Here is a 21,366-nt window from a genome sequence, read left to right as displayed (position 1 = left end):
CGCGCCCGGGCTCTGCCGCACGTCTCAAGGTCTCAGGTGAAGACCTTCTCCGGAGTGATGGGCAGGTCGCGGACCCGCTTACCGGTGGCGTGGTGGACCGCGTTGGCGACCGCCGCCGCCACCCCCACGATGCCCAGCTCGCCGATGCCCTTGGCGCCGAGCGGCGTCTGCGGGTCGGGCCGGTCCACGAAGCGCACGTCGATGTCCGGTACGTCGGCGTGCACCGGGATATGAGAGCCGGCCAGGTTCGCGTTGACGATCCGGCCCGAGCGCTCGTCGAGCAGGGTCTCCTCCATCAGCGCCATGCCGATGCCCATGATGATCCCGCCGCGCATCTGCCCGGCGGCCTGCTTGGGCGAGACGATCCGGCCTCCGTCGAACGCGCCCGTCCAGCGGGTGACGCGCACCTCGCCGGTGTCCGCGTCCACCCGCACCTCCGCGAAGTGCGCGCCGTACGTGCTGGTCGAGCGCTTGATCGTCTGGTACGGCGGCGCGGACCTCCCGGTCACCTCCACCTCCTCCCGCCCGGCCCTGGCCAGGATCCGCCGGTAGCTCTCGCCCCGCCCGTCCGGCAGGTACAGGCCCTCGTCGCGCGTCGCCACCTCACCCGCCCGCCGCCCGGCCAGCGGCGAATCGGTGCCCTTGACGAGCGCGAGCAGCTCGCGGACCAGGTGGTCGCGCGCCGACCAGACCGCCGAGGCGAGCGTCGTCGTCGCCGCCGAGGCGCCGGGGATGCGGGTCTTGGCCACGTCCGAGTCGCCCTGCAGGAAACGGATCTTCCCCATCGGCACGCCCAGCCGCTGCGCCGCGGCCTGGATCTGGGCGGTCGCGGTGCCCGCGCCCAGCTCGTTCGTGCTGCTGTGGAGGGTCACCGTGCCGTCGGCGCGCAGCCGCAGCCGTATCGCCGCGATGAGCACCGCGTCCGGGTTGATCGCGGCGGCCATGCCCTGCCCGACCAGCCAGCGCCCGTCGCGGGTGGCGCGCGGCGCGGGCGCGCGCTCGCGCCAGCCGAACGCCTCCGCGCCGAGCAGGTACGCCTCGCGCAGATGCCGGCTCGTGAACGGCCGCCCGGAGACCGGATCACGTTCAGGCTCGTTGCGCAGCCGCAGGTCGAGCGGGTCCATCCCGAGCTCCCAGGCCAGCTCGTCCATCGCCGACTCCATGGCGAACGACCCGGGGGTCACGCCGGGCCCGCGCAGGAACGCGTTCTGGATCCGGTCCACCCGCACCACCCGCTGGTGCGCGGTGAGGTTGGGGCAGGCGTACAGGTGACGGGAGGCGGCGATGGCGGCCTCGGCGAACTCGTCGGCCGAGCACGTGGACAGCGCGTCGTGCACGATCGCGGTCAAATGCCCCTGATCGTCCGCGCCGAGCCGGATCCGGCTGCGCGTGGGCGCCCGGCCGCCGGTCATGGTGTACGTCTGCCCGCGCGACAGCACGAGCTTGACCGGCCGCCCGGCGAGCCTGGCGGCGGCCACCGTCAGCGCCACGTGCGGCCAGGCCGTCGTCTTGCCGCCGAACCCGCCCCCGATGTACGGGGCCAGCACCCGCACCCGCCGCATCGGCAGGCCGAACTTCCCGGCCAGCATCTCCTTGAGGCCGTACGGGTACTGCGAGGTGTCGTACACGGTGAGGTCGTCGCCGTCCCACATCGCCAGCGTGGCGTACGGCTCCATCGCGTTGTGGTGTTCGAGCGGCGTGGTGTACTCCGCCCGCACCGTCACCGCCGCGCCCGCCAGCCCCGCCCGCGCGTCGCCGACGACGGTACGCGACTCCTCCAGCACGGAGTGGGCCGGGGTACGCGCCCCCTCGTCCGTCATCGCCAGCACCGCCGGCTCGGCGGCGTAGCGCACCACGACCAGCCCCGCCGCGTGCTCGGCCTGCTCCCGCGTGCCGGCCACGACGACCGCGACCGGCTGGCCGTGCCAGTGGACGCGGTCGGTGTTCAGGATCGGCAGGCTCATCGCGGCGGCCCCGACCGGGGCCCTGAGCGTGGCGTACGCGCCGGTGGGCCGCATCTCCGGCGCGTTCTCGTGCGTCATCACCAGCAGCACGCCGGGCGCGGCCGACGCCGCCGAGGTGTCGATGCCCGTGACGCGGCCCTTGGCGGTCGCGCTCGGCACGGGCACCGCGTACGCGAGCCCCTCCGGCACGTGGTCGGCGGTGTACCGGATGGCACCCGACACCTTGTCCGGCCCGTCCACCCGGTCCACCAGGCGGCCGACCTCGCCGGGCTCGGTGGACAGCGGATCGTGGCGGCCGTCCGGCAGGAGCCGGGCCACCTTGCCCACGGCACGCATGACCAGGCCGAAGCCCTTCGCGGCGATGCTCATGACGGTCCCGCCAGTTCGGTGAGGGTGCGCTGGATCAGCCGCCGGGCCAGCTCAGCCTTGAACGCGTTGTCCCGCAGGGGCCGCGCCCCGGCCAGCGCCGCCACGGCCGCCTCGCGGAAGGCCCGCTCGTCCGGCGCCGCCCCGGTGAGCAGCTCTTCCGCCTCGTACGCGCGCCACGGCCTGGCCGCCACGCCACCGAGCGCGATGCGTACCGTGCCGATCCCGCCGTCCTCGACGTGCAGCAGCACGGCCACGCTGACCAGCGCGAAGGCGAAACTGGCCCGGTCGCGCACCTTGACGTAGGCGCCGTGGGCCGGCAGCCCCGGCGGCAGGTCCACGCTGGTGACCAGGTCGTTCCCGAGCACGGTCTCGACGTGCGGCGTCCGCCCCGGCAGCAGGTGGAAGTCCGTCACCGGCACCGCCCGCGCACCGTGCACGCCGGCGAGGTTGACGGTCGCGCCGAGCGCCGCCAGCGCCACGCACATGTCGGAGGGGTGCACGGCGACGCAGCTCTCGCTCGCCCCCAGGACGGCGTGTCCCCGGTCGAGCCCGCCGATCGCCTCGCAGCCCGCCCCCGGCACGCGCTTGTTGCAGGCGGCGCCGACGTCGTAGAAGTAGCCGCAGCGGGTGCGCTGCAGCAGGTTGCCGCCGACCGTCGCCCGGTTGCGGAGCTGCGGCGAGGCCCCGCTGAGCAGGGCGCGGGCCAGCACCGGGTACCGCGCCCGCACCCGGTCGTCGGCCGCCACCCGCGCGTTGCGGGCCAGCGCCCCGATCCGCAGGCCGCCGCCGGGCAGGTCCTCGATCCGGTCCAGCGGCAGCCGCGAGATGTCGATCACCCGCTCCGGGCGTTCCACCTCCTGCCGCATCAGATCGACCAGGTTCGTCCCGCCCGCCAGGTACGTCCCCGCCGCCCCCAGCTCGACGGCCTCGGAAAGATCGGCCGGCCGCTCGTACACGAAGGGCCTCATGACAGCTCCCTGACGGCGGCGACGATGCCGTTGTAGGCGCCGCACCGGCACAGGTTGCCCGACAGCCGCTCCCTGATCTCCGCGTCGCTCAGCGGCGCGGGAGCGGTGAGATCACCGGTCACGGCGCTGGGCGCGCCGGCGCGGTGCTCGGCCAGCATGGCGATGATCGAGCAGATCTGCCCCGAGGTGCAGTAGCCGCACTGGAACCCGTCGTGGCGCACGAGCGCCTCCTGCACGGGATGCGCCACGCCCTCGATCGTGGTGACCTCCATGCCCGCGCACTGGACCGCGAGCACCAGGCAGGAGTTGACCCGCTCACCGTCGAGCAGGACCGTGCACGCCCCACAGGCGCCCTGGTCGCAGCCCTTCTTGGTGCCGGTGAGCCCGAGCCCCTCACGCAGGAGGTCGAGCAGGCTGACGCGCGGGTCCGTCGGCAGGTCGTGGGACCGCCCGTTCGCCCGCAGGGTGTGGCCGACCATCGGCTCCTCCTATCTCGTACATGTCTGTACGACTTAGACCATACCCCATCCCAGTATGGGAACCGGCGGTCAGGCCGGGGGGCCGCGCGTGAGCAGGAGCCGGTGCGCGGCGCCTGCCAGGCGAAAACCATATATAGATGATCATCAATGAATTCAGTGAGTGCTCAAGCGCTGTTTCCCGTCTGTTCACATTGACGGATTTCTATGCGATTGCGGGACTCGGATGCCTGGTCGCGGCCGGGCTCGTCAGGAGCCGGAGGAATGATCGTGAGCAATCGAATGCGGACCGCACTCGCCCTGGTCGTGGCGGCCGGCGCCATCGGGCTCGCCGCGTGCGGCGGCGGCAACCAGACCGCCGCCGAACAGGAGCCGGGCGCGTCCCAGCCGGCCAAGGAGCTGGCCGGCGACGTGAAGGTCGACGGCTCCAGCACGGTCGCGCCGCTGTCCACGGCGGCGGCCGAGTTGTTCGCCGAGCAGCAGGCCAAGGTGCGGGTCACGGTCGGCACGTCCGGCACCGGCGGCGGCTTCGAGAAGTTCTGCAACGGCGAGACCGACATCTCCAACGCCTCCCGCCCGATCAAGGACGAGGAGAAGGCGGCGTGCCAGGCCAAGAACATCGCCTATGAGGAGTTCTCGGTGGCCAACGACGCCCTCACGGTGGTCGTGCACAAGGAGAACACCTGGGCGAACTGCCTCACCGTGGAGCAGCTCAAGAAGATGTGGGAGCCCGGCTCCAAAGTGAACAACTGGAACCAGGTGGACGCCAAGTTCCCCAGTGAACCGCTCAAACTGTTCGGCGCCGGCACCGACTCCGGCACGTTCGACTACTTCACCGACGTGATCAACGGCGAGGAGGGCAAGAGCCGTACCGACTACAGCCCGAGCGAGGACGACAACGTCACCGTCCAGGGCGTGGCGGGCTCCAAGGGCGGGCTCGGCTACTTCGGGTTCTCCTACTTCGAGGAGAACGCCGGCAAGCTCAAGGCCGTGCAGGTCGACAGCGGCGACGGGTGCGTCGGGCCGAGCGTGCAGAGCGCGCAGGACGGCACGTACAAGCCGCTGTCGCGGCCGCTGTTCATCTATCCCAAGGCCGCCTCGCTCAAGCGGCCCGAGGTGCTGGCCTTCGTCGAGTACTACGTGGCCAACCACAAGCAGATCGCCGAGGACGCCAAGTTCATCCCGCTCAACGCCCAGCAGGAGACCGAGCTCCAGGGAGACCTGGCCAAGCTGAAGACCCAGGCCGGCGGATGAGCACGACCGGCACCGAGCCCTCTCCGGCGAGCCCGCTGGAGAGGGCCCGCTCGCGCTACGGGGAACGCGCGGTCCAGGTCGTGCTCGTGGCCGCCGCCCTGGTGTCGGTCGCCACGACCGCGGGCATCGTGATCTCGCTGGTGCCGCCCACCGCCGAGTTCTTCGAGTCGGTGAGCGTGGCGGAGTTCTTCACCACCACGGTCTGGGCGCCGCTCTTCGAACCGCCCGCCTACGGCGTGCTGCCGCTGGTCACGGCCACGTTCCTGATCACGTTGATCGCCGTCGTGGTCGCGATCCCGCTCGGGCTGGGCGCCGCGCTCTACCTGAGCGAGTACGCCCACGCCCGCACCCGCAAGGTCTTCAAGCCGATCCTGGAGGTCCTCGCGGGCGTCCCGACCGTCGTGTACGGCTTCTTCGCCCTGCGCTTCGTCACCCCCGCGCTCCAGACGTACCTGCCCGCCGGCCTGCAACCGGACATCTTCAACGCGATCTCGGCCGGCCTCGTCATGGGCGTCATGATCGTCCCGACCGTGGCGTCGCTGTCGGAGGACGCCATGTCGGCGGTGCCCCAGGGCCTGCGCGACGGCGCCTACGCCCTGGGATCGTCGACCAGGCTCGTGGCCGTGCGCGTGGTGCTGCCCGCCGCGCTGTCGGGCGTGGTGGCCTCGTTCGTGCTGGCCATCTCGCGGGCCATCGGCGAGACGATGATCGTCGCGATCGCGTCGGGCAACAAGCCCGCGCTGTCGTTCAACCCGCTGGACGCCATGCAGACGATGACCGGGTTCATCGCCCAGGCCGGCTCCGGTGACCTGCCGACCGCCTCGCTCGACTACAAGACCATCTTCGCCGTCGGCGCCCTGCTGTTCCTCATCACGTTCGCGATGAACTTCGTCAGCGCCCGGCTGGTCCGCAAGTTCCGGGAGGTGTACGAATGACCGCCACCCAGCGGCGGCTGCTCGTCCGGCGCCGCGTCCCGTGGGGCGACATCGCCTTCAAGCTGGTGCTGCGGCTGTGCCTGGCCGTCGCGGTGGCCTTCCTGGTGACGCTGCTCGTCTACGTCGTCTACAAGGGCTGGTCGCGGCTCGACCCGAGGTTGTGGGAGAACTTCCCGTCGATCCGCCGCCCCGAGCGGGCGGGCGCGAAGTCGGCGCTGTTCGGCAGCCTGTGGGTGATCGGCATGACCGCGGTGTTCTGCCTGCCGGTCGGCATCCTGGGCGCCATCTACCTGGAGGAGTACGCCGACCACCGCCGCTGGTACAACCGGCTGATCGAGCTGAACATCGCCAACCTGGCCGCCATCCCGTCCATCGTGTACGGCATCCTCGGCCTCGGCGTCATCGCCCGCGGCTTCGGCTTCGGCACCACGGTGATCACCGCGTCGATCACGCTGTCGCTGCTCGTGCTGCCGATCGTGATCATCGCCTCCCGCGAGGCCATCCGCGCGGTGCCGGGCGAGATCCGCAACGCCTCCTACGGCCTGGGCGCCACCAAATGGCAGACCATCTGGCGGCAGGTGCTGCCCTCGGCGATCCCCGGCATGGCCACCGGCTCCATCCTGGCCCTGTCGCGGGCGGCCGGCGAGGCGGCCCCGCTGCTGCTGCTCGGCGGCCTGACCTACGTCGCCTACATCCCCGACGGCCTGCTCAGCGGCTACACCGTGCTGCCGATCCAGATCTACGGCTGGATCAGCCAGTCACGCGAGTCCTTCCACGACCTGTCGTCGGCGGCCATCGTGCTGCTGCTGATCGTGATCATCGCGATGAACTCCGTCGCCATCTACGTACGCAATCGCTCCCAGAAGCGGTGGTGAACAGACCGTGACCACCCCCACGACCCCGCGATCCGAGAAGGCCATGGCCCCCTCCCAGTTGCCGGACCTGTTCGACCCCGTCTTCACCCTCCAGGACCTGTCGGTCTTCTACGGCGACTACGAGGCGGTGCGCGGCGTGAACATGCGCATCGCCCCGCAGGAGATCACCGCGCTGATCGGCCCCTCAGGCTGTGGCAAGAGCACGGTGCTGCGCTGCCTCAACCGGATGAACGACCTCATCCTGGACGCCCGCGTGGCCGGCAAGGTGACCTACTACACCGAGGACCTCTACGGCGAGTCCGTCGACCCCATCGAGGTACGCCGCCGGATCGGCATGGTCTTCCAGAAGCCCAACCCGTTCCCCAAGTCCGTCTTCGACAACATCGCCTACGGCCCGCGCATCAACGGCCAGCGCAGGGGACTGGACGAGATCGTCGAGGAGGCCCTGCACCGCGCGGCGTTATGGGACGAGGTCAAGGACAAGCTCAAACAGAACGCCCTCGCGCTGTCCGGCGGCCAGCAGCAGCGCCTGTGCATCGCCCGCGCCATCGCGGTCAAACCGGACGTGATCCTCATGGACGAGCCCTGCTCGGCGCTCGACCCGATCGCCACCACCAAGATCGAGGACCTCATGCAGGTCCTGTCGCGGGACTACACGATCGTGATCGTCACCCACAACATGCAGCAGGCGGCCCGCGTGTCCGAGCGCACGGCCTTCTTCACCGCCGAGGTGGACGAAAGGGGTGAGCGGCACGGCCGGCTCGTCGAGTTCGACTCCACCGCGCGCATCTTCAGCAACCCCGCCGACAAGCGCACCGAGGGCTACATCACCGGGCGGTTCGGCTGACAGAAGCAGACCAGGAACGGAGCGATCGAGCGTGACCCAGGCCATGGCGGCACCCCAGTCCGACCGCCCCGGCGGCCCCGAGCTCCTGGTCGCCGATCCGGATCACGGTCTGACGGAGCTGGCCGCGCAGGGCATCACGGTCGTGCGGGCCGTGGACGGCCCCGGCGCGCTGCTGCGCATCGGGGCCTGCCCGCCCGACGTGCTGCTGGTGAGCGCGCGCCTGCCGGGCATCGACCCGGTGACGCTCATCGAGTCGGTACGCCGCTCGCTGGCCACCCTGCCGATCATCCTGGGCACCGGGCCCGAGGACGCCGAGCTGGCCATGCGCGCCCTGGCGGCCGGGGCCACGGCGTGTGTGGCGCGGCCGTACCGGTGCAAGGAGCTGCTGACGCTGATCCACGCCACGCACATCCCCGGGTCCCTGCCCCTGCTGCGGGTCGGCGACATCGAGCTCGACCAGGACGCGCACGTCGTCCGCGTCGCCGGGGCGGCCGTGCACGTGCCGCTGCGCGAGTACGAGCTGCTGCGCTACCTGATGCGCAACGCGGGCCGCGTGGTGACCAAGCACGAGATCACCAGGAAGGTGTGGCGCAGCGAGGGCAAGCCGCCGAACAACACCATCGTCGTGCACGTCAAGCGGCTGCGGCGGCGGCTGGGCGACGACGAGCGGCATCCAGCGATCCTGCTCACCGTGCGGGGCATCGGCTACCGCATCACGGCTGGTGATCCACCACGGTCGAACGGTACCTAAAATGGGCCGGTGCAGCCCGAAGAGATCTCGCCGGCCGATGAGCGGCGCGACACCGCCCCCGTCGCCGAGCCTCTCTCGCGGCCGGCGGCCGAGCGGCTAGCGAGCGCGCTCAAGGCGGTCGCCGATCCCACCCGGCTGCAGGTGCTCAGCATGATCAGCGGCAGCCCGGCCGGGGAGGCGTGCGTCCTCGACCTCACCGCGCCGCTCGGGCTGACCCAGCCCACCGTCAGCCACCACCTGAAGATCCTGGTCGACGCCGGGCTGCTGACCAGGGAGAAGCGCGGCAAGTGGGCGTGGTACTCGATCGTCCCCGAGCGGCTGGACGCCCTGCGCGGCCTGATCCCCTAACGCTCCACCGGCCTCTGACACCTTCCCGTTCTCCAGCGCCTCTTGCAGGCGCAGCGACCGGGCGAACAGCTCCCGCCCGGCCGGGGTGGCGCGGTGGCCGCCCGGGCACGGCTCGATCAGGCCCGCCTCGCGCAGCACCGCGAGATCCCGCTCGGCGCCGCAGGGCGCGCCGCTCTGCCAGAGCAGCACGCTGAGCAGGCGCAGCCGATCGGGATCCGCCATGGCCCGCAGGCGGCGGGCGCGGGCGACGGCCGTGGCGTAGGGAATGGGCGGCCCCGGCGGCGACCTCTCATCCGTGGGCACGCGTCAATCGTCAGGCGGCGGGCGGGGCTTGTCCAGGCCGTTACAGCCTATTAGAGCGGCCCGCGGTGCCAGGGGCCACGGATCGCGTACGTGCGGCCCGGCGGGTCCGGCGACACCGTGTCGCCGAGCTGGTTGACGAACAGCACCGAGCCGTCCGGGCTGAAGCACGCCCCGGCGAACTCGCTGTCGTCGGCGATGTTGACCGCGAACTCGAACGGCTGCCCCCGCCGCGGGTCCAGCCCGATCAGCCGGTTGACGTTGACCAGCCCCGGGGCCAGCGGGTGCGGGTCGGCGTCCACCGAGCCGGCATCGTCCTCGCACAGCACGATGCCGCCGCGCGGGGTGAACGTCAGGTTGTCCGGCGAGTCGAGCTCCCTGCGGCCCGGCGACTCGTACACCAGGACCAGGGTGCCGCCGTCGCGCCGGCCGGGGACGTACCGCCAGACCTGGCCGTAGCCCTCCCGGTAGCCGTCGGCGCCGGGCGCGTCGCCGTTCTTGGCGTCGCCGCCGCTGGTGGAGTTGAAGAAGATGCTCCCGTCGCCGTACCAGCAGCCCTCCAGGCGGTTGAACATGGCGCCGCCCTTGGCCAGGCCCTGCTGGGTGCAGGTCTGGGCGCCGTTCTCCAGGTCGGGGTCGGGGTCGTCGATGCGCACCCACTCGACGGGGATGCGGGCGCCCATCGTCTGGCCCTCGCGGCAGTCGTACCCGTCGGCGCCCTTGACCTTGAGCATCTCCAGTACGCCGCCGGCGGCCAGGTCGCGCGGGTCCCGAGGGCGGAAGCGGTAGAAGCCGTCGGGTTTGCCGGAGTCGTCCTCGGTCTCGTAGACGTAGCCGGTGCGCGGGTCCACCGCGACGGCCTCGTGGGAGAAGCGGCCCATCGCCGTCAGCGGCTGCGAGGGCGCGGGCCTGCCGGGCTCGGGGCCGTTCAGCGGCACCTGGAAGATGTAGCCGTGCTTGCGCCGCCAGCCCTGCGCCACACCGGCGGTGGTCTCCTCGCAGGTCAGCCAGCCCCGATCGTGCAGCATCCGGCCGCCCGCGCAGTTGACGATCGTGCCGTTGAGGCTGACGAAGTGGCGCAGCACCTCGCCGCTGCGCAGGTCGACTTCGAGCGTGGTGGTGCCGGCCACGCCCAGCTCGTCGTAGCGGGCCGAGCCCTCGACGAGCACCCGGCCGACGGGGGAGCCGGGGGCGGTGCGGACCTCGTGGTTGCGGATCAGGCGCACGGTGTGGCGGCGCGTCCCGGGGAAGGCGGCCATGCCGTCGTGGGCGATCGGGGTGGCGACGCCGTCGGTCATCGTCGTGCCGGTCCTGCCCAGCACGACGTAGGAGAAGCCGGCGGGCAGGGCGAGCAGCTCTTCGCCGGTGTTCTTCGAGGGGGTACGTGCCGGCGGGCCGTACCCGGCCCGGTGCGCGCCGGCGGCGGGACGGCCCGCGTCCGCCCAGGAGGCGTGGGCGGTCAGGGTCTCGATGGCGACGCCGCTGGCCAGCACGCCACCGGTGGTGGCCAGGCCGCGGCCGAGGAAGGATCGTCTGTCGAGCTCGGTCATGGTGCTTTCCCCTCGGGACAAGGGCATCGACACATGCCTATATGTCGTATTCGGTGAACGAATGCTGTCGATAGCGTAAACGTCGGATTAAGTGCGGAGAGGGCCCATTTCTGGCGTTAGTCGGATTTCGCCGCGCCCGGCGCGCTCTCCAGCCGGGCGATGGCCGTGGCGATGCCGTCCTCCTCCGCCATCCGGCCGGCCAGCGTACGGGCCGCAGGCGCCAGGCGGGCCGCCTGGTCCAGGGCGGCGGCCAGCCGGGCCGGGGTGAGGCGGCCGCCGAGCGGGGCGGCGGCGACGCCGAGCCGGTGCAGGCGGGCGGCCCAGAACGGCTGGTCGCCGATGAACGGGCGGACGGCCTGCGGGACCCCGGCGCGCAGCGCGGCCGCGACCGTGCCGATGCCGCCGTGGTGCACGGCCATCGCCATCCGGGGCAGCAGCCAGTCGTGCGGCACGTCCTCGACGACGAGCACACCGTCCGGCTCGGTGCCCGGCCGCAGGCCGCCCCAGCCCGTGGCCAGCACCGCCCGCTTCCCGGCCAGCCGGACCGCCTCCAGCACGGTGGCGGTCAGCGCGCGCGGATCACGCCCGACCGCGCTGCCGAAGCCGATGTACACCGGCTGCTCGCCCTCCTCCAGGAACCGGGCCAGCCGCTCGGGCGGTGCCCAGTCGACGGCCGCGGGCATGCTCCAGAACCCCGTCGGCCGCGCGGAGTCCGGCCAGTCGGCGGGCGCGGGCAGCAGGTGCGCGCTCCAGGCGTGCAGCACGGCGCCGCGCCTGGCCACGTCGGCGACCGGCCGGAACCCGCCGGTCATGCCCAGGGCCTCGGCCCGCCAGGTGCGGATGAGGCCGCGGTAGGGCATCTCGATCACGCTCGACGTCCGCCAGCTCGCGCGGTTGAGGGCGCGCGGCAGCCGTACGGGAAGAATGGGGGACGCGAACGCGGCGGTCGGCACGTAGAGGGGGAGCAGCAGGCCCGCGATGGCGGGGACGCCGAGCTTCTCGGCCACGTACGGGCCGCCGAGCGACTTGGGATGATAGAGCACGACGTCGGCGTCCCGGTGCGCCAGCTCGGCCTCGTCGTCCAGGACGCGCCGCACCAGCGGCTTGACGGACCGGGCGGCGGCCATGGCCGCCCTGGCGCCCTTGCCCTTGGCGAGGTCCTGAAGGTCCAGCATCTCGTCGTTGAGCGGGACACAGTCGATCCCGTGCGCGGCGGCGAGCGGCTGGAAACGGCGCGGGGCGGCGACCACCGGCTGGTGCCCGGCGGCCAGCAGGCCCTTGGCCAGGGCGAGGTACGGCTGCACGTCGCCCCGGCTGCCCACGGTGATCAGTAACGGCTTCATCTGCGTACCTCCTCGATGGGAACACCGTCCACCGAGAACGCCTCCCTGTCACGGGCCCCTCGCCCGGAAACCGGGAGCACTCGTGAGGTCGCACGGCGTATCGTCTCCGCATGGCTGACGATCTCTTCGAGCACCCCCGGCTGGCGGCCGTCTACGACCCCCTCGATCCCGACCGGAGTGACTTGGAGGTGTACGCCGACATCGCCCGGGAGCTCGGCGCCCGCCACGTGCTCGACGTCGGCTGCGGAACCGGCACGTTCGCGCTGCTCCTGGCCGATCGTGGCTTCGAGGTGACCGGGGTCGACCCGGCGGAGGCCTCGCTCGATGTCGCCAGGGCCAAGCCGGGCGCCGATCGGGTGCGCTGGCTGCACGGCGACGCGACCGGCCTGCCCCCGATGCGGGCCGACCTCGCCACGATGACCGGCAACGTCGCCCAGGCGATCATCGAACCGGCGGACTGGGCGGGCACGCTCGACGGGATCCACGCGGCGCTGCGGCCGGGCGGACACCTGGTGTTCGAGACCCGCGACCCGGCCAGGCAGGGCTGGCTGGAGTGGAACCGCGCCGCGTCCTACCAGGTCACCTCCATTGACGGGGTCGGTGAGGTGACGACCTGGTCGGAGGTGCTCGACATCAGCGGGCCGCTGGTCACCTTCCGCGGCACCTGGGAGTTCGCCTCCGACGGGCAGCGGCTGACGTCGTACTCGACGCTGCGCTTCCGCGAGCGGGACGAGGTCGAGGCCGACCTGGCGGCGCACGGCTATGTCGTGAAGGAGGTCCGCGACGCTCCCGACCGCCCCGGCAGGGAGTTCGTGTTCTTCGCGCGGCGACCTTAAGGATTTTGGCAGAGTTCGGTAAGCGGGCCACGCCAAAGTAGTCTCATCAGCCGGAACGCCCCTGAAGGAGACATGTCATGAGGAAGCTCGTCGAGTCCACGTTCGTCACTTTGGACGGGGTCATCAGCGACCCGCACGTGTGGGGCGTCCCCTACTGGGACGAGGACCACCAGAACTACAGCGCCAAGCTGCTGTTCGACGCGGACGCGCTGCTCCTGGGGCGCGAGACGTACGAGGGCTTCGCGGAGGCGTGGCCGGGACGCTCGGGCGACCCGTACACCGACCACATCAACAGCATGCCGAAATACGTCGCCTCCACCACGCTGAAGTCGGCCGACGCCTGGAACGGCACCCTCATCGAGGGCGACGTCGCCACCGCCGTGGCCGAGCTGAAGCGGCAGGAGGGGAAGAACATCCTGAAGTTCGGCACGGGCTCCCTCGACCGCGCGCTGCTCGACGCGGGGCTGGTCGACGAGCTGCACCTCTGGGTGTTCCCGGTCATCGCGGGCGGCGGCGACCGGCTGCTGGAGGGCCTCGACCTCACCCACCTCGACCTGATCGAGACGACCCGCTTCAAGTCCGGCATCGTCGTCCACGCCTACGGCCCGAAGAACTAGCCGGTTCTGTACTAATATCCGGAGGTACGGCGGTGCTCTCCCGCCGAACCTCCAGAGCGGGTCCCCACGCGGCCCGCCGATCGCGGGGGCAAAGGGGACGCCATGAGCCTCGGGAGTCGCGCTCCGAACGGTCGACGCTCTGTCGCGGCCGCCACGGGCCGCGGGCGTGGGCCGGGCCCTGGCGATGGCCGCGGGAAGAGCCTGACATGACCAGCAAGAAGCAGCTCAAGGCCCGCATCAGGGCTCGCATGGCCAAGACGGGGGAGAGCTACACCACCGCTCGTGCCCATGTCGCGGGCAGCGCCTCCTCCTCCTCCTCTGACGGCGGCTGGCGGTTCGCCGGCGGGCGGCACCCGTCCAGCGCGGCGATCACCTCCGTCCTGGTCAACCAGGGGGCGGCCGTCAGTGAGCCGCTGGTGTTCCTGGCGGGCGGCGGCATCGGCGCCGGCTACATCCTGTGGGAGTTCCAGCACGACGCGTCCCGTCATGTCGTCCTGGGCTTCCGCAACCAGTGGCAGTATCACGACCGGTGGATGGCCAAGACGCTCACCCGGCTCGGCGTTCCCTTCGACGAGCACCGCACGTCCGGCGTTCGCGCCGCCAGTGATCGGCTGGCCGCCGAACTGGACGCCGGGCGGCCGTGCGTGGTCCTGCCCGACCGGCACCGTACGGGCTACTGGCAGCTTCCCGACGCCCTGGAGGGGCACGGCGGGCATCCGGTGGTCGCCTACCGGCGCGACGAGGACGGGGTCTACCTCGACGATCGCGGGCAGGCACCGATCTGTGTCCCGCGTGAGCGGTTCGACGCGGCGCGGGCGCGGGTGGGGTCGTACAAGAACGTCATGCACGTGCTGGGGGAGGCGAAGATCACCGAGGCGGCGCTGGCGGAGGCCGCCCGGGAAGGGCTGCGCGACTGTGCCGCGCACTTGTCGGCCACCTCCGACTCCTTCTCCCTGCCCGCCTGGCGCAAGTGGGCCAGGTTGCTGGTCGACACGCGCAACGCCAAGGCGTGGCCGAAGGTGTTCGCCGACCGGCGCGGCCTGGCCGACGCCCTGCTGTCGATCTGGGAGGGGGCCGAGCCGGTGGGCATCGACGGCGGCAACCTCCGCGACCTGTTCGCCGACGCCCTCGACGAGGCCGCCGCCCTGCTCGACCGGCCATCGCTGGCCGAGTCGGCCGCGCGGTTCAGGGAGATTCGCGGTTTGTGGCACGAGCTGGCGGAGGCGGCGCTGCCGGCGGAGGTGCCGGAGTTCGCCAGGATCCGGGAGCTGACGGCCGCGATCAAGGAGAGCGTCATGGCGGACGGCACCGCGGGCGGCCCTCAGGCGGCGCAGGCGGCCAAGGAACTGTGGGCGGCCCGCGCCACCGCCAACGCCTCCCTGGCCACCCTCCCCGACACGCTCCCGCTGTTCGCCGACCTGAGTTCCCGGCTGGGGACCATCTACGAGGCCGAACGCTCGGCGATCACCACCCTCACATGAACCGCACCCCCGCCTGAACCGAGCCGGACCCTTCGGCCGGTTCGGTCGCTGAGGCCGAACACTCGGCGCCCACCGCGCTCGCACAGCCCGCCCAGACCGGGCCCTTCGCCCAGACCGGGCCTTCCGGTCGGGCCGGGCCTCCGGTCGGCCGGGCACGGTCGCCTCCGTCTGGGCGGCTCGGCGTGGTCACCCTGGTCAGGGCAGGTGGACCAGCATCTTGCCGAGGTTGGCGCCGCGTAGCACGCCGAGGAAGGCGGCCGGGGCCTGTTCCAGGCCCTCCACCACCGTCTCCTCGGTGTGCAGGCTGCCGTCGGCGAGCCAGGCGGCGGCCTTGGCGACGTACTCCGGGAAGCGGTGGAAGTGGTCGCTCACCAGGACGCCGCGCAGCGACAGCCGCCTGGTCACCACGTCGTAGAGGTTGCGCGGCCCGGGCGGCGGCTCGACGGCGTTGTAGCGGCTGACCATGCCCACCAGGGCCGCCCGCCCGTGCACCTTCAGCGCGCCGATGGCGGCCTCCAAGTGGTCGCCGCCCACGTTGTCGACGTAGACGTCGATACCGCCCGGCGCCAGCTCGGCCAGCCGCGCGGCCACCGATTCCGATCGGTAGTCGATGGCCGCGTCGAAGCCGAAGACCTCGACGAGCTTCCCGGCCTTCGCGGGCCCACCGGCCGAGCCGATCACCATGGCGGCACCGGCCTTCCGTGCGAGCTGCCCGGCGACGCTGCCCACCGCTCCGGCGGCACCGGAGACGAACACCACGTCGCCCTCCTTGACCGGCGCGATCTCGGTGACGGCCAGGTACGCCGTCAGCCCGGTCGTACCGAGCGCCCCCAAATGGTCCTGCGGCCGGGCGAGCCCGGTGTCCACGACGGCCGCCCCGGCGGCGTCCAGCACGGCGAAGTCGCGCCAGCCCAGGAAATGCGACACCGTCGCGCCGACGGGAATGTCAGGGGCTTCGGAGGCGACCACCTCGCCGATCGCGCTGCCCTCCAGCGCCTCACCCAGCCGGAACGGCGGGATGTAGGACTCGGCGTCGTCCATCCGGCCCCGCATGTACGGATCCACCGACATCCAGGTGTTACGCACCAGAACCTGCCCGGGACCCGGCCGTGGGACCTCGGCCGTCACCAGTTCGAAGTTCTCCGGCCCCGGCTCACCGACGGGGCGGGAGACAAGCCGGATCATACGGTTGACGCTCATGATTCATCCTCAGGAAAGCCGGTTCGGTCGACCCCCTGACTCTGCGGCACCCCGCTTCCGTTTCCCTGTCGGGCCCACCGACAGCTCGCGGTAGCACAACGTTTGTTACGTAACAGCGGTCATGTGGAGGCCGGGATGCCCAAACAGGCCGACCAGGCCGAGCGTTGTCCGAGGCGGTGCGGCGGGTGGTCGCCGAGCGGGGGATGGACGACCTGACGCTGCGAGCGGTCGCCACCGCCGCGCGTGCTGCACCACCGGCATGGTGACCCACAGCACGCGGCGGCGCACGCCTCCTGAGCACGCCACCTCACCGGCCTGGTTCGCGATGCCCTGCCTCAGCCGGAGCCCTCCGGCCTGGTTCGCAACGCGCTTCTCCAGCCGAAGCCCCCGACCTGCGAGAACGGGTTCACAGCCTGGCCGCCTGCCTGGATGGGGTCTACTATGCGGGTTCGTAGGGTCAGAGCGTCAGCAGGGCGTGGCAGTGGTGGGCCAGGAAGGCGCTCACCGCCGGGGCCGCCGCCAGTGCCGCCGGGCCCGCCAGCAGCGACGCCACCGCCAGCAGCCCCGTGACGCGCTCGCGCCGTTCCAGCGGCGGCTGCGGGTGCAGCATGCGGCGGACGCGCTCCAGCGCCGTCTCACCGCCCGCGCCCAGCGCGAAGGCCGGCGCCCGGCCGGTGGCCAGCCGGACCAGGGCGGCGGCGAGCTGGTCGCGCGGGTGGTGGCGGGCCGCCATGTCGTCGGCCAGCAGTTCGACCAGGCGGCCGATCTCGGTACGCGCCCGTTCGAACAGCGGGACCCGGGGGAACGCCCGCGTCAAGCTCTCGGCGGCGGCCAGCACCAGGTGGTGCCGACCGCGCAGGTGCGCCCGCTCATGGGCGAGCACGGCGGCGACCTGCGGGGGAGCGAGCGACCGCAGGGCGCCCGTGGTGATGACCGCCTGTCCCCTGCGCCCCGGGACGCAGTAGGCGATCCGCTCCTCGTAGTCGACCACGGTCGCGCCCAGGCCGTCGTCGTGCCGGCCGAGCAGGGCGAGCGCGCCGGCGTGCCGCCGCCGCTCTCTGCGGGCGCCCAGCAGGACGGCGCCGCCCGCGTACGCCAGCCGCGCCAGCACCAGCCCACCGGCGGCCAGACCGGCCCCTGCGGCGGCCGCGTTCGGCGCGGACGGGTCGTTCAGCAGTTCCGCGCACACCTCGACCAGCGCCATGCACGCGTCGAACAGCCCGGCCAGGCCGTGCCCCACCAGCGAGGCGGGCACCACCACCGCGAACACCGCCAGCAGCGCCGAGACCACCGCCGACGCGCTCGCCGCCTGCCACAGGACGATCGCCAGCCGGGGCGCACGATCGGCCCACGCGGCCCGCCCGAGCAGCCGCGGCAGCGCCAGCGCCGCGAACACGCAGTAGAGGGCGAGAAGGACCGCCACCACCATCAGCCGCGCCCCTCGGGCAGACGCTCCTGCGGCGCCGCCATCAGTCGCACCCCTTGGGGCGGGTGGAGGTGCAGGGCCGCCATCAGCCGCGTCCCTTGGGTGGGTAGACCTGCAGGGCCGCCTCCAGTGCGCTGGCCTCCTCCGGGGTGAGCCGTTCGAGGAAGTGCACCAGCGTGGCCGCCTGGTTGCCGCTGCGGGCCAGTGACTCGCGCATCACCTCGGCGGTGTACGCCTCCTTCGACGACACCGCCTCGTAGATGTAGGCCCGGCCGACCGGTCTGCGCTTGAGCAGGCCCTTGGTGTGGAGCTTGTCCATCACCGTCATCACCGTCGTGTAGGCCAGGGCCCGGTCTTTGCGGAGATGCTCGAGAACGTCCCTGACCGAGGCGGGCTCCTTGATGGCCCACATGCGATCCATGATCGTGGACTCGAGCTCGCCCAGTCCGCGCGCCATCCGACCGCCCTCCTCCGCCTGGTCCCTCTTCGCCGCGATCGGCCCAATGCTACCGGCGATCGTAGAGGCGCGACCAGGTACGAGATCGCGGGGTGTTGACAGGCCAACCAACCAAGCGCATGCTTCGGTGCGGCGAGGGGGCCACGAGGCTCTCCCCTGCGAAGGGATCGATCGATGAGACCTGTCGTGCCGGCCCCCGAGGGCCTGACCGCCGAAGGCCGCAGCCGCCGTACCCTGCTGATCGCGGGCGGCATCCTGGTGACCGGTGCGGCGCTGGGGCAGAACCCGGCGTACGCCCAGGCCGACTACGACGTCGTGGTCGTCGGATCGGGAGCCGCCGGCATGACCGCCGCGCTCACCGCCGCCAAGCGCGGCCTGAGCGTCGTCGTCCTGGAGAAGGCCCCCACGTACGGCGGGACGGCGGCCAGGTCGGGCGCCGGCATCTGGATCCCGAACAACGAGGTGATCCTGGCCGCCGGCGTGCCGGACACCCCGGCCAAGGCCGCCGCCTACCTCGCGCGCGTCGTCGGCGGCACGGTGCCCATCGAGCGGCAGCAGGCGTTCCTCGCCGCCGGACCGGCCATGATCTCGTTCGTCATGCGCAACAGCCCGCTGCGCTTCCGGTTCATGGAGGGGTACGCCGACTACTACCCCGAGTACCCCGGAGGGATGCCGAACGGCCGCTCCATCGAGCCGGACCAGTTCGACGGCAACCGCCTCGGCGCGGAGCTCGCCCGGCTCAACGCCCCCTACATGGCCGTACCCGCGGGCATGGTCGTCTTCAGCGCCGACTACAAGTGGCTGACGCTCAGCGCCGTCCACCCGAAGGGGATCGAAGTGAGCGCGGCGGCCCTGCTGCGGGGCACGGAGGCCGCGCTGCGCGGCGAGAAGCCGCTGACCATGGGCCAGGCGCTGGCCGGCGCGCTGCGGGCCGGGCTGATGGCGGCCGGGGTGCCGGTGTGGCTCAACACCCCGCTGCTCGACCTGCACGTCGAGGCGGGCCGGGTCGCCGGGGTGGTCACCTCGGCCGGCGTGGTCAGGGCCCGGCGCGGGGTGATCGTGGGGTCGGGCGGGTTCGAGCGGAGCGCGGCGATGCGGGCGGAGTTCCAGCGCCAGCCCATCGGGACCGCCTGGACGCTCGGCGCCAGGGAGAACACCGGCGACGGCATCGAGGCAGGCGAGCGGGCCGGGGCCGCGCTGGAGCTCATGGACGACGCCTGGTGGGGGCCGGTGATCCCGCTGCCGGGCGAGCCGTACTTCTGCCTGGCCGAGCGCACGCTGCCGGGTGGCCTCATCGTCAACGGCAACGGCGCGCGGTTCGTCAACGAAGGGGCGCCGTACAGCGACGTCGTCCATGTCATGTACGACCGCAACACGCCGTCCGCGCCGCACATCCCCGCCTGGCTGATCGTCGACCAGCAGTACCGCAACCGCTACCTGTTCAAGGACATCGCCCCGCTGCTGCCGTTCCCCGACTCCTGGTACGCCAGCGGCGCCGTCCACAAGGCGTGGACCCTCGAACAGCTCGCCAGCCGCATCGGCGTGCCGCCCGCCGCGCTGCGCAACACCGTCACCCGCTTCAACGGCTTCGCGCAGACCGGCCGGGACCTCGACTTCCAGCGCGGCGACAGCGCCTACGACCGCTACTACGCCGACCCGTACGTCAAGCCCAACCCCTGCCTGGCGCCCCTGTGGCTGCCCCCCTTCTACGCCTTCAAGATCCAGCCCGGCGACCTGGGCACCAAGGGCGGCCTGCGCACCGACGCCCGCTCCCGCGCCCTGCGCGCGGACGGCTCGGTCATCCCGGGCCTGTACGCCGCCGGCAACGCCAGCGGAGCCGTCATGGGCCACAGCTACGCCGGCTCCGGCTCCACCATCGGCCCGGCCATGACCTTCGGCTACATCGCCGCCAACCACATCGCCGACAACCCCTGACCATCAGCCGATCACGCCTGGCTGACCAGTGGGCGCTCGGGTAGCCGCGTTTCCGCACGTGCTGAATCGCCAGACAATCCGGCCTCCCCCTCTTCGAAAAGGGATCCCGCCGAAGAGGGGCCGGGCCGGCCCGGGTGGTCAGCCGGGTGACTCCAGGTTGGCGATCATCCGCTGGAGGGTCCGCATGAACGCCTCCATCTCCTCCGGCGGGATCCCGCGCACCGCCCGCGCGTTGGCCGCCCGCGCCCCCGCCGTCAGCGTGTCCTGGACCGCGCGCGCCCGCTCGGTGAGCGTGTACCGGGACCGCCGCCGGTCGTCGGGGTCGGTGGAGCGCACGACGAGGCCGTCGCGCTGCATCCGGTTGAGCGTGTGGGCCATCGTCGACTGGTCGATCCTGACCCGCTCGCACAACTCCTGCTGGGTCAGCCCGTCCTGCTCGTACAGGGCCAGGAGCTGGGCGAACTGCCCGGGCGTCACCCCGGTATCGGCGATGTTGACCCGCAGGCCGTTGCCGAGCAGCCGGCCCAGGTGATTGATCTGGTAGCCGAGCGAGGCTCGGCGGGGCAGCGAGGTCACACGCGTTCCTTGGAGCGGTCCGGTGACGCGTGCGCCGCGTCATGGCGACAGCGTATCGGGGGGCGTTCCGTCCCATGGAAGGCAGTCGGCCAGTAAAGGGTTGGGTAACGTGCGGAAGGCATGTTCCCCGGACGAAAGCAGGACATGAAGATCACCAACGCCGTCGTCACCGGTGCCGCGAGCGGGATCGGCCGCGCCCTCGCCACCCGGCTGCGCGCGGACGGCGCCCACGTCACCCTGGCCGACATCGACGCGGCGGCCCTCGACGGCGCCGCCGAGGAGCTGGGCGCCGTGCCCTTCCCGGCCGACGTCTCCGATCCCGAGGCCATGGAGGCGCTGGCCGCCGCAGTCCCGGACGCCGACCTCGTCTGCCTGAACGCGGGCATCGTCGGCCGCGACCTCGGCGCGCCGTGGGAGGTGAGCGCCGCCGACTGGGAGCGGGTGTTCGCGGTGAACGTCGGCGGCGTGGTCAATGGGCTGCGGGCCTTCGTGCCCCGGCTGCTCGCGGCGGACCGGCCGGCGCACATCCTGATCACCGCGTCGCTGGCGGGGCTGGTCACGTTCCCCGCCGGAGGCGCGTACGCGGCCGCCAAGCACGCCGTCGTCGCCCTCGCCGAGCAGACGGCACTCGGGCTGGCGGACACGCCGATCGGGGTGACGATGCTCTGCCCGGCGCTCGTGCGTACCGGAATGTCGCCTGAGGGCGAGGATCCCGCCGACATCGCGGACAACGCGCTCCAGGCCGTCGGCGAGAACCGGTTCACGGTGGTGCCCGGCGGGTGGGAGGACGCGATCCGGCGGCGGGCCGGCCGGCTGGCCTCCGGGGCGCGGCCGGAGTCGCCGCTGCCCGGCTGAACC

20 protein-coding genes are annotated in these 21,366 nt (G+C 72.3%); 11 read left to right on the top strand and 9 right to left on the bottom strand.

Features of this window, described 5'->3' with window-relative positions; all coding sequences use genetic code 11:
• Positions 1 to 32: 32 nt before the first annotated feature.
• From C4V41_RS26865 to C4V41_RS26855, 3 genes are read right to left on the bottom strand one after another with little or no spacing between them, the layout of a single operon-like run.
• The gene (locus C4V41_RS26865; RefSeq protein WP_235030398.1) at positions 33 to 2,333 is read right to left on the bottom strand and encodes a xanthine dehydrogenase family protein molybdopterin-binding subunit; all 2,301 of its coding nucleotides are present in this window, start codon (positions 2,331 to 2,333) and stop codon (positions 33 to 35) included.
• Positions 2,330 to 3,301: an FAD binding domain-containing protein gene (locus tag C4V41_RS26860; RefSeq protein ID WP_103958702.1), complete on the bottom strand. Its 972-nt coding sequence runs from the start codon at positions 3,299 to 3,301 to the stop codon at positions 2,330 to 2,332. Before C4V41_RS26860 ends, C4V41_RS26865 begins: the two co-directional genes overlap by 4 nt.
• Complete coding sequence (locus C4V41_RS26855; protein ID WP_103958701.1) at positions 3,298 to 3,780, bottom strand: (2Fe-2S)-binding protein; 483 nt, start codon at positions 3,778 to 3,780, stop codon at positions 3,298 to 3,300. Before C4V41_RS26855 ends, C4V41_RS26860 begins: the two co-directional genes overlap by 4 nt.
• A gap of 267 nt (positions 3,781 to 4,047) precedes the next feature.
• Here C4V41_RS26855 and C4V41_RS26850 point away from each other — a divergent pair, with 267 nt between their 5' ends.
• Genes C4V41_RS26850 through C4V41_RS26825 form a run of 6 tightly spaced genes read left to right on the top strand, consistent with a single transcriptional unit; the run spans position 4,048 to position 8,787 of the window.
• Entirely contained in the window at positions 4,048 to 5,031 is a 984-nt protein-coding gene (locus C4V41_RS26850) for a PstS family phosphate ABC transporter substrate-binding protein (RefSeq protein WP_200824241.1), read from the top strand.
• A complete protein-coding gene (gene pstC / locus C4V41_RS26845) occupies positions 5,028 to 5,966 on the top strand; it encodes a phosphate ABC transporter permease subunit PstC (RefSeq protein ID WP_103958699.1) in 939 nt (312 codons plus the stop codon). The genes C4V41_RS26850 and pstC overlap by 4 nt, the downstream gene beginning before the upstream one ends.
• Positions 5,963 to 6,841: a phosphate ABC transporter permease PstA gene (gene pstA / locus C4V41_RS26840; RefSeq protein WP_103958698.1), complete on the top strand. Its 879-nt coding sequence runs from the start codon at positions 5,963 to 5,965 to the stop codon at positions 6,839 to 6,841. The genes pstC and pstA overlap by 4 nt, the downstream gene beginning before the upstream one ends.
• A gap of 43 nt (positions 6,842 to 6,884) precedes the next feature.
• On the top strand, positions 6,885 to 7,688 hold the full coding sequence (pstB, locus tag C4V41_RS26835) for a phosphate ABC transporter ATP-binding protein PstB (protein WP_103958849.1): 804 nt from the start codon (positions 6,885 to 6,887) through the stop codon (positions 7,686 to 7,688).
• 31 nt (positions 7,689 to 7,719) lie between these two features.
• Positions 7,720 to 8,439 (top strand): response regulator transcription factor, encoded by a 720-nt coding sequence (locus C4V41_RS26830; RefSeq protein ID WP_235030397.1) that lies wholly within the window; start codon positions 7,720 to 7,722, stop codon positions 8,437 to 8,439.
• 9 nt (positions 8,440 to 8,448) lie between these two features.
• A complete protein-coding gene (locus C4V41_RS26825; protein ID WP_103958697.1) occupies positions 8,449 to 8,787 on the top strand; it encodes an ArsR/SmtB family transcription factor in 339 nt (112 codons plus the stop codon).
• 353 nt (positions 8,788 to 9,140) lie between these two features.
• Here the strand turns inward: C4V41_RS26825 and C4V41_RS26820 are convergent, their stop codons facing one another.
• Both C4V41_RS26820 and C4V41_RS26815 read right to left on the bottom strand, forming a co-directional pair.
• Entirely contained in the window at positions 9,141 to 10,637 is a 1,497-nt protein-coding gene (locus tag C4V41_RS26820) for an alkaline phosphatase PhoX (protein WP_103958696.1), read from the bottom strand.
• Positions 10,638 to 10,753: 116 nt separating this feature from the next.
• Positions 10,754 to 11,980, bottom strand: coding sequence for a glycosyltransferase (locus C4V41_RS26815; protein ID WP_103958695.1), 1,227 nt, complete (start codon positions 11,978 to 11,980; stop codon positions 10,754 to 10,756).
• A 110-nt stretch (positions 11,981 to 12,090) separates the two neighbouring features.
• On the opposite strand from C4V41_RS26815, the gene C4V41_RS26810 reads away from it, so the two are divergent.
• From C4V41_RS26810 to C4V41_RS26800, 3 genes are all read left to right on the top strand, one after another.
• Positions 12,091 to 12,816, top strand: coding sequence for a class I SAM-dependent methyltransferase (locus C4V41_RS26810; RefSeq protein ID WP_103958694.1), 726 nt, complete (start codon positions 12,091 to 12,093; stop codon positions 12,814 to 12,816).
• 77 nt (positions 12,817 to 12,893) lie between these two features.
• Positions 12,894 to 13,433, top strand: coding sequence for a dihydrofolate reductase family protein (locus C4V41_RS26805; protein ID WP_103958693.1), 540 nt, complete (start codon positions 12,894 to 12,896; stop codon positions 13,431 to 13,433).
• 206 nt (positions 13,434 to 13,639) lie between these two features.
• Positions 13,640 to 14,914, top strand: coding sequence for a BtrH N-terminal domain-containing protein (locus C4V41_RS26800; RefSeq protein ID WP_200824240.1), 1,275 nt, complete (start codon positions 13,640 to 13,642; stop codon positions 14,912 to 14,914).
• 195 nt (positions 14,915 to 15,109) lie between these two features.
• Here the strand turns inward: C4V41_RS26800 and C4V41_RS26795 are convergent, their stop codons facing one another.
• The 3 genes from C4V41_RS26795 to C4V41_RS26785 all read right to left on the bottom strand — a co-directional run bounded on the left by C4V41_RS26795 (position 15,110) and on the right by C4V41_RS26785 (position 17,997).
• Positions 15,110 to 16,114, bottom strand: a complete 1,005-nt coding sequence (locus C4V41_RS26795; RefSeq protein WP_103958692.1) for an NADP-dependent oxidoreductase — start codon at positions 16,112 to 16,114, stop codon at positions 15,110 to 15,112.
• Positions 16,115 to 16,571: 457 nt separating this feature from the next.
• Complete coding sequence (locus tag C4V41_RS26790; RefSeq protein WP_103958691.1) at positions 16,572 to 17,543, bottom strand: M56 family metallopeptidase; 972 nt, start codon at positions 17,541 to 17,543, stop codon at positions 16,572 to 16,574.
• Positions 17,544 to 17,625: 82 nt separating this feature from the next.
• Positions 17,626 to 17,997, bottom strand: coding sequence for a BlaI/MecI/CopY family transcriptional regulator (locus C4V41_RS26785; RefSeq protein WP_103958690.1), 372 nt, complete (start codon positions 17,995 to 17,997; stop codon positions 17,626 to 17,628).
• 174 nt (positions 17,998 to 18,171) lie between these two features.
• On the opposite strand from C4V41_RS26785, the gene kstD reads away from it, so the two are divergent.
• Entirely contained in the window at positions 18,172 to 19,932 is a 1,761-nt protein-coding gene (gene kstD, locus C4V41_RS26780; RefSeq protein WP_103958689.1) for a 3-oxosteroid 1-dehydrogenase, read from the top strand.
• A 138-nt stretch (positions 19,933 to 20,070) separates the two neighbouring features.
• Here kstD and C4V41_RS26775 read toward each other — a convergent pair whose 3' ends face one another.
• Positions 20,071 to 20,508, bottom strand: a complete 438-nt coding sequence (locus tag C4V41_RS26775; protein ID WP_103958688.1) for a MarR family winged helix-turn-helix transcriptional regulator — start codon at positions 20,506 to 20,508, stop codon at positions 20,071 to 20,073.
• A 120-nt stretch (positions 20,509 to 20,628) separates the two neighbouring features.
• Between C4V41_RS26775 and C4V41_RS26770 the strand changes: the two genes are divergently transcribed.
• Positions 20,629 to 21,363: an SDR family NAD(P)-dependent oxidoreductase gene (locus tag C4V41_RS26770; protein WP_200824239.1), complete on the top strand. Its 735-nt coding sequence runs from the start codon at positions 20,629 to 20,631 to the stop codon at positions 21,361 to 21,363.
• The last annotated feature ends 3 nt before the right edge of the window (positions 21,364 to 21,366 follow it).

It is taken from the genome of Nonomuraea solani (assembly GCF_900108335.1).
Classification (GTDB): Bacteria; Actinomycetota; Actinomycetes; order Streptosporangiales; family Streptosporangiaceae; genus Nonomuraea; species Nonomuraea solani.
Note: the sequence above shows the minus strand (reverse complement) of the source record. Positions and strands in the feature narration are given on the sequence as shown.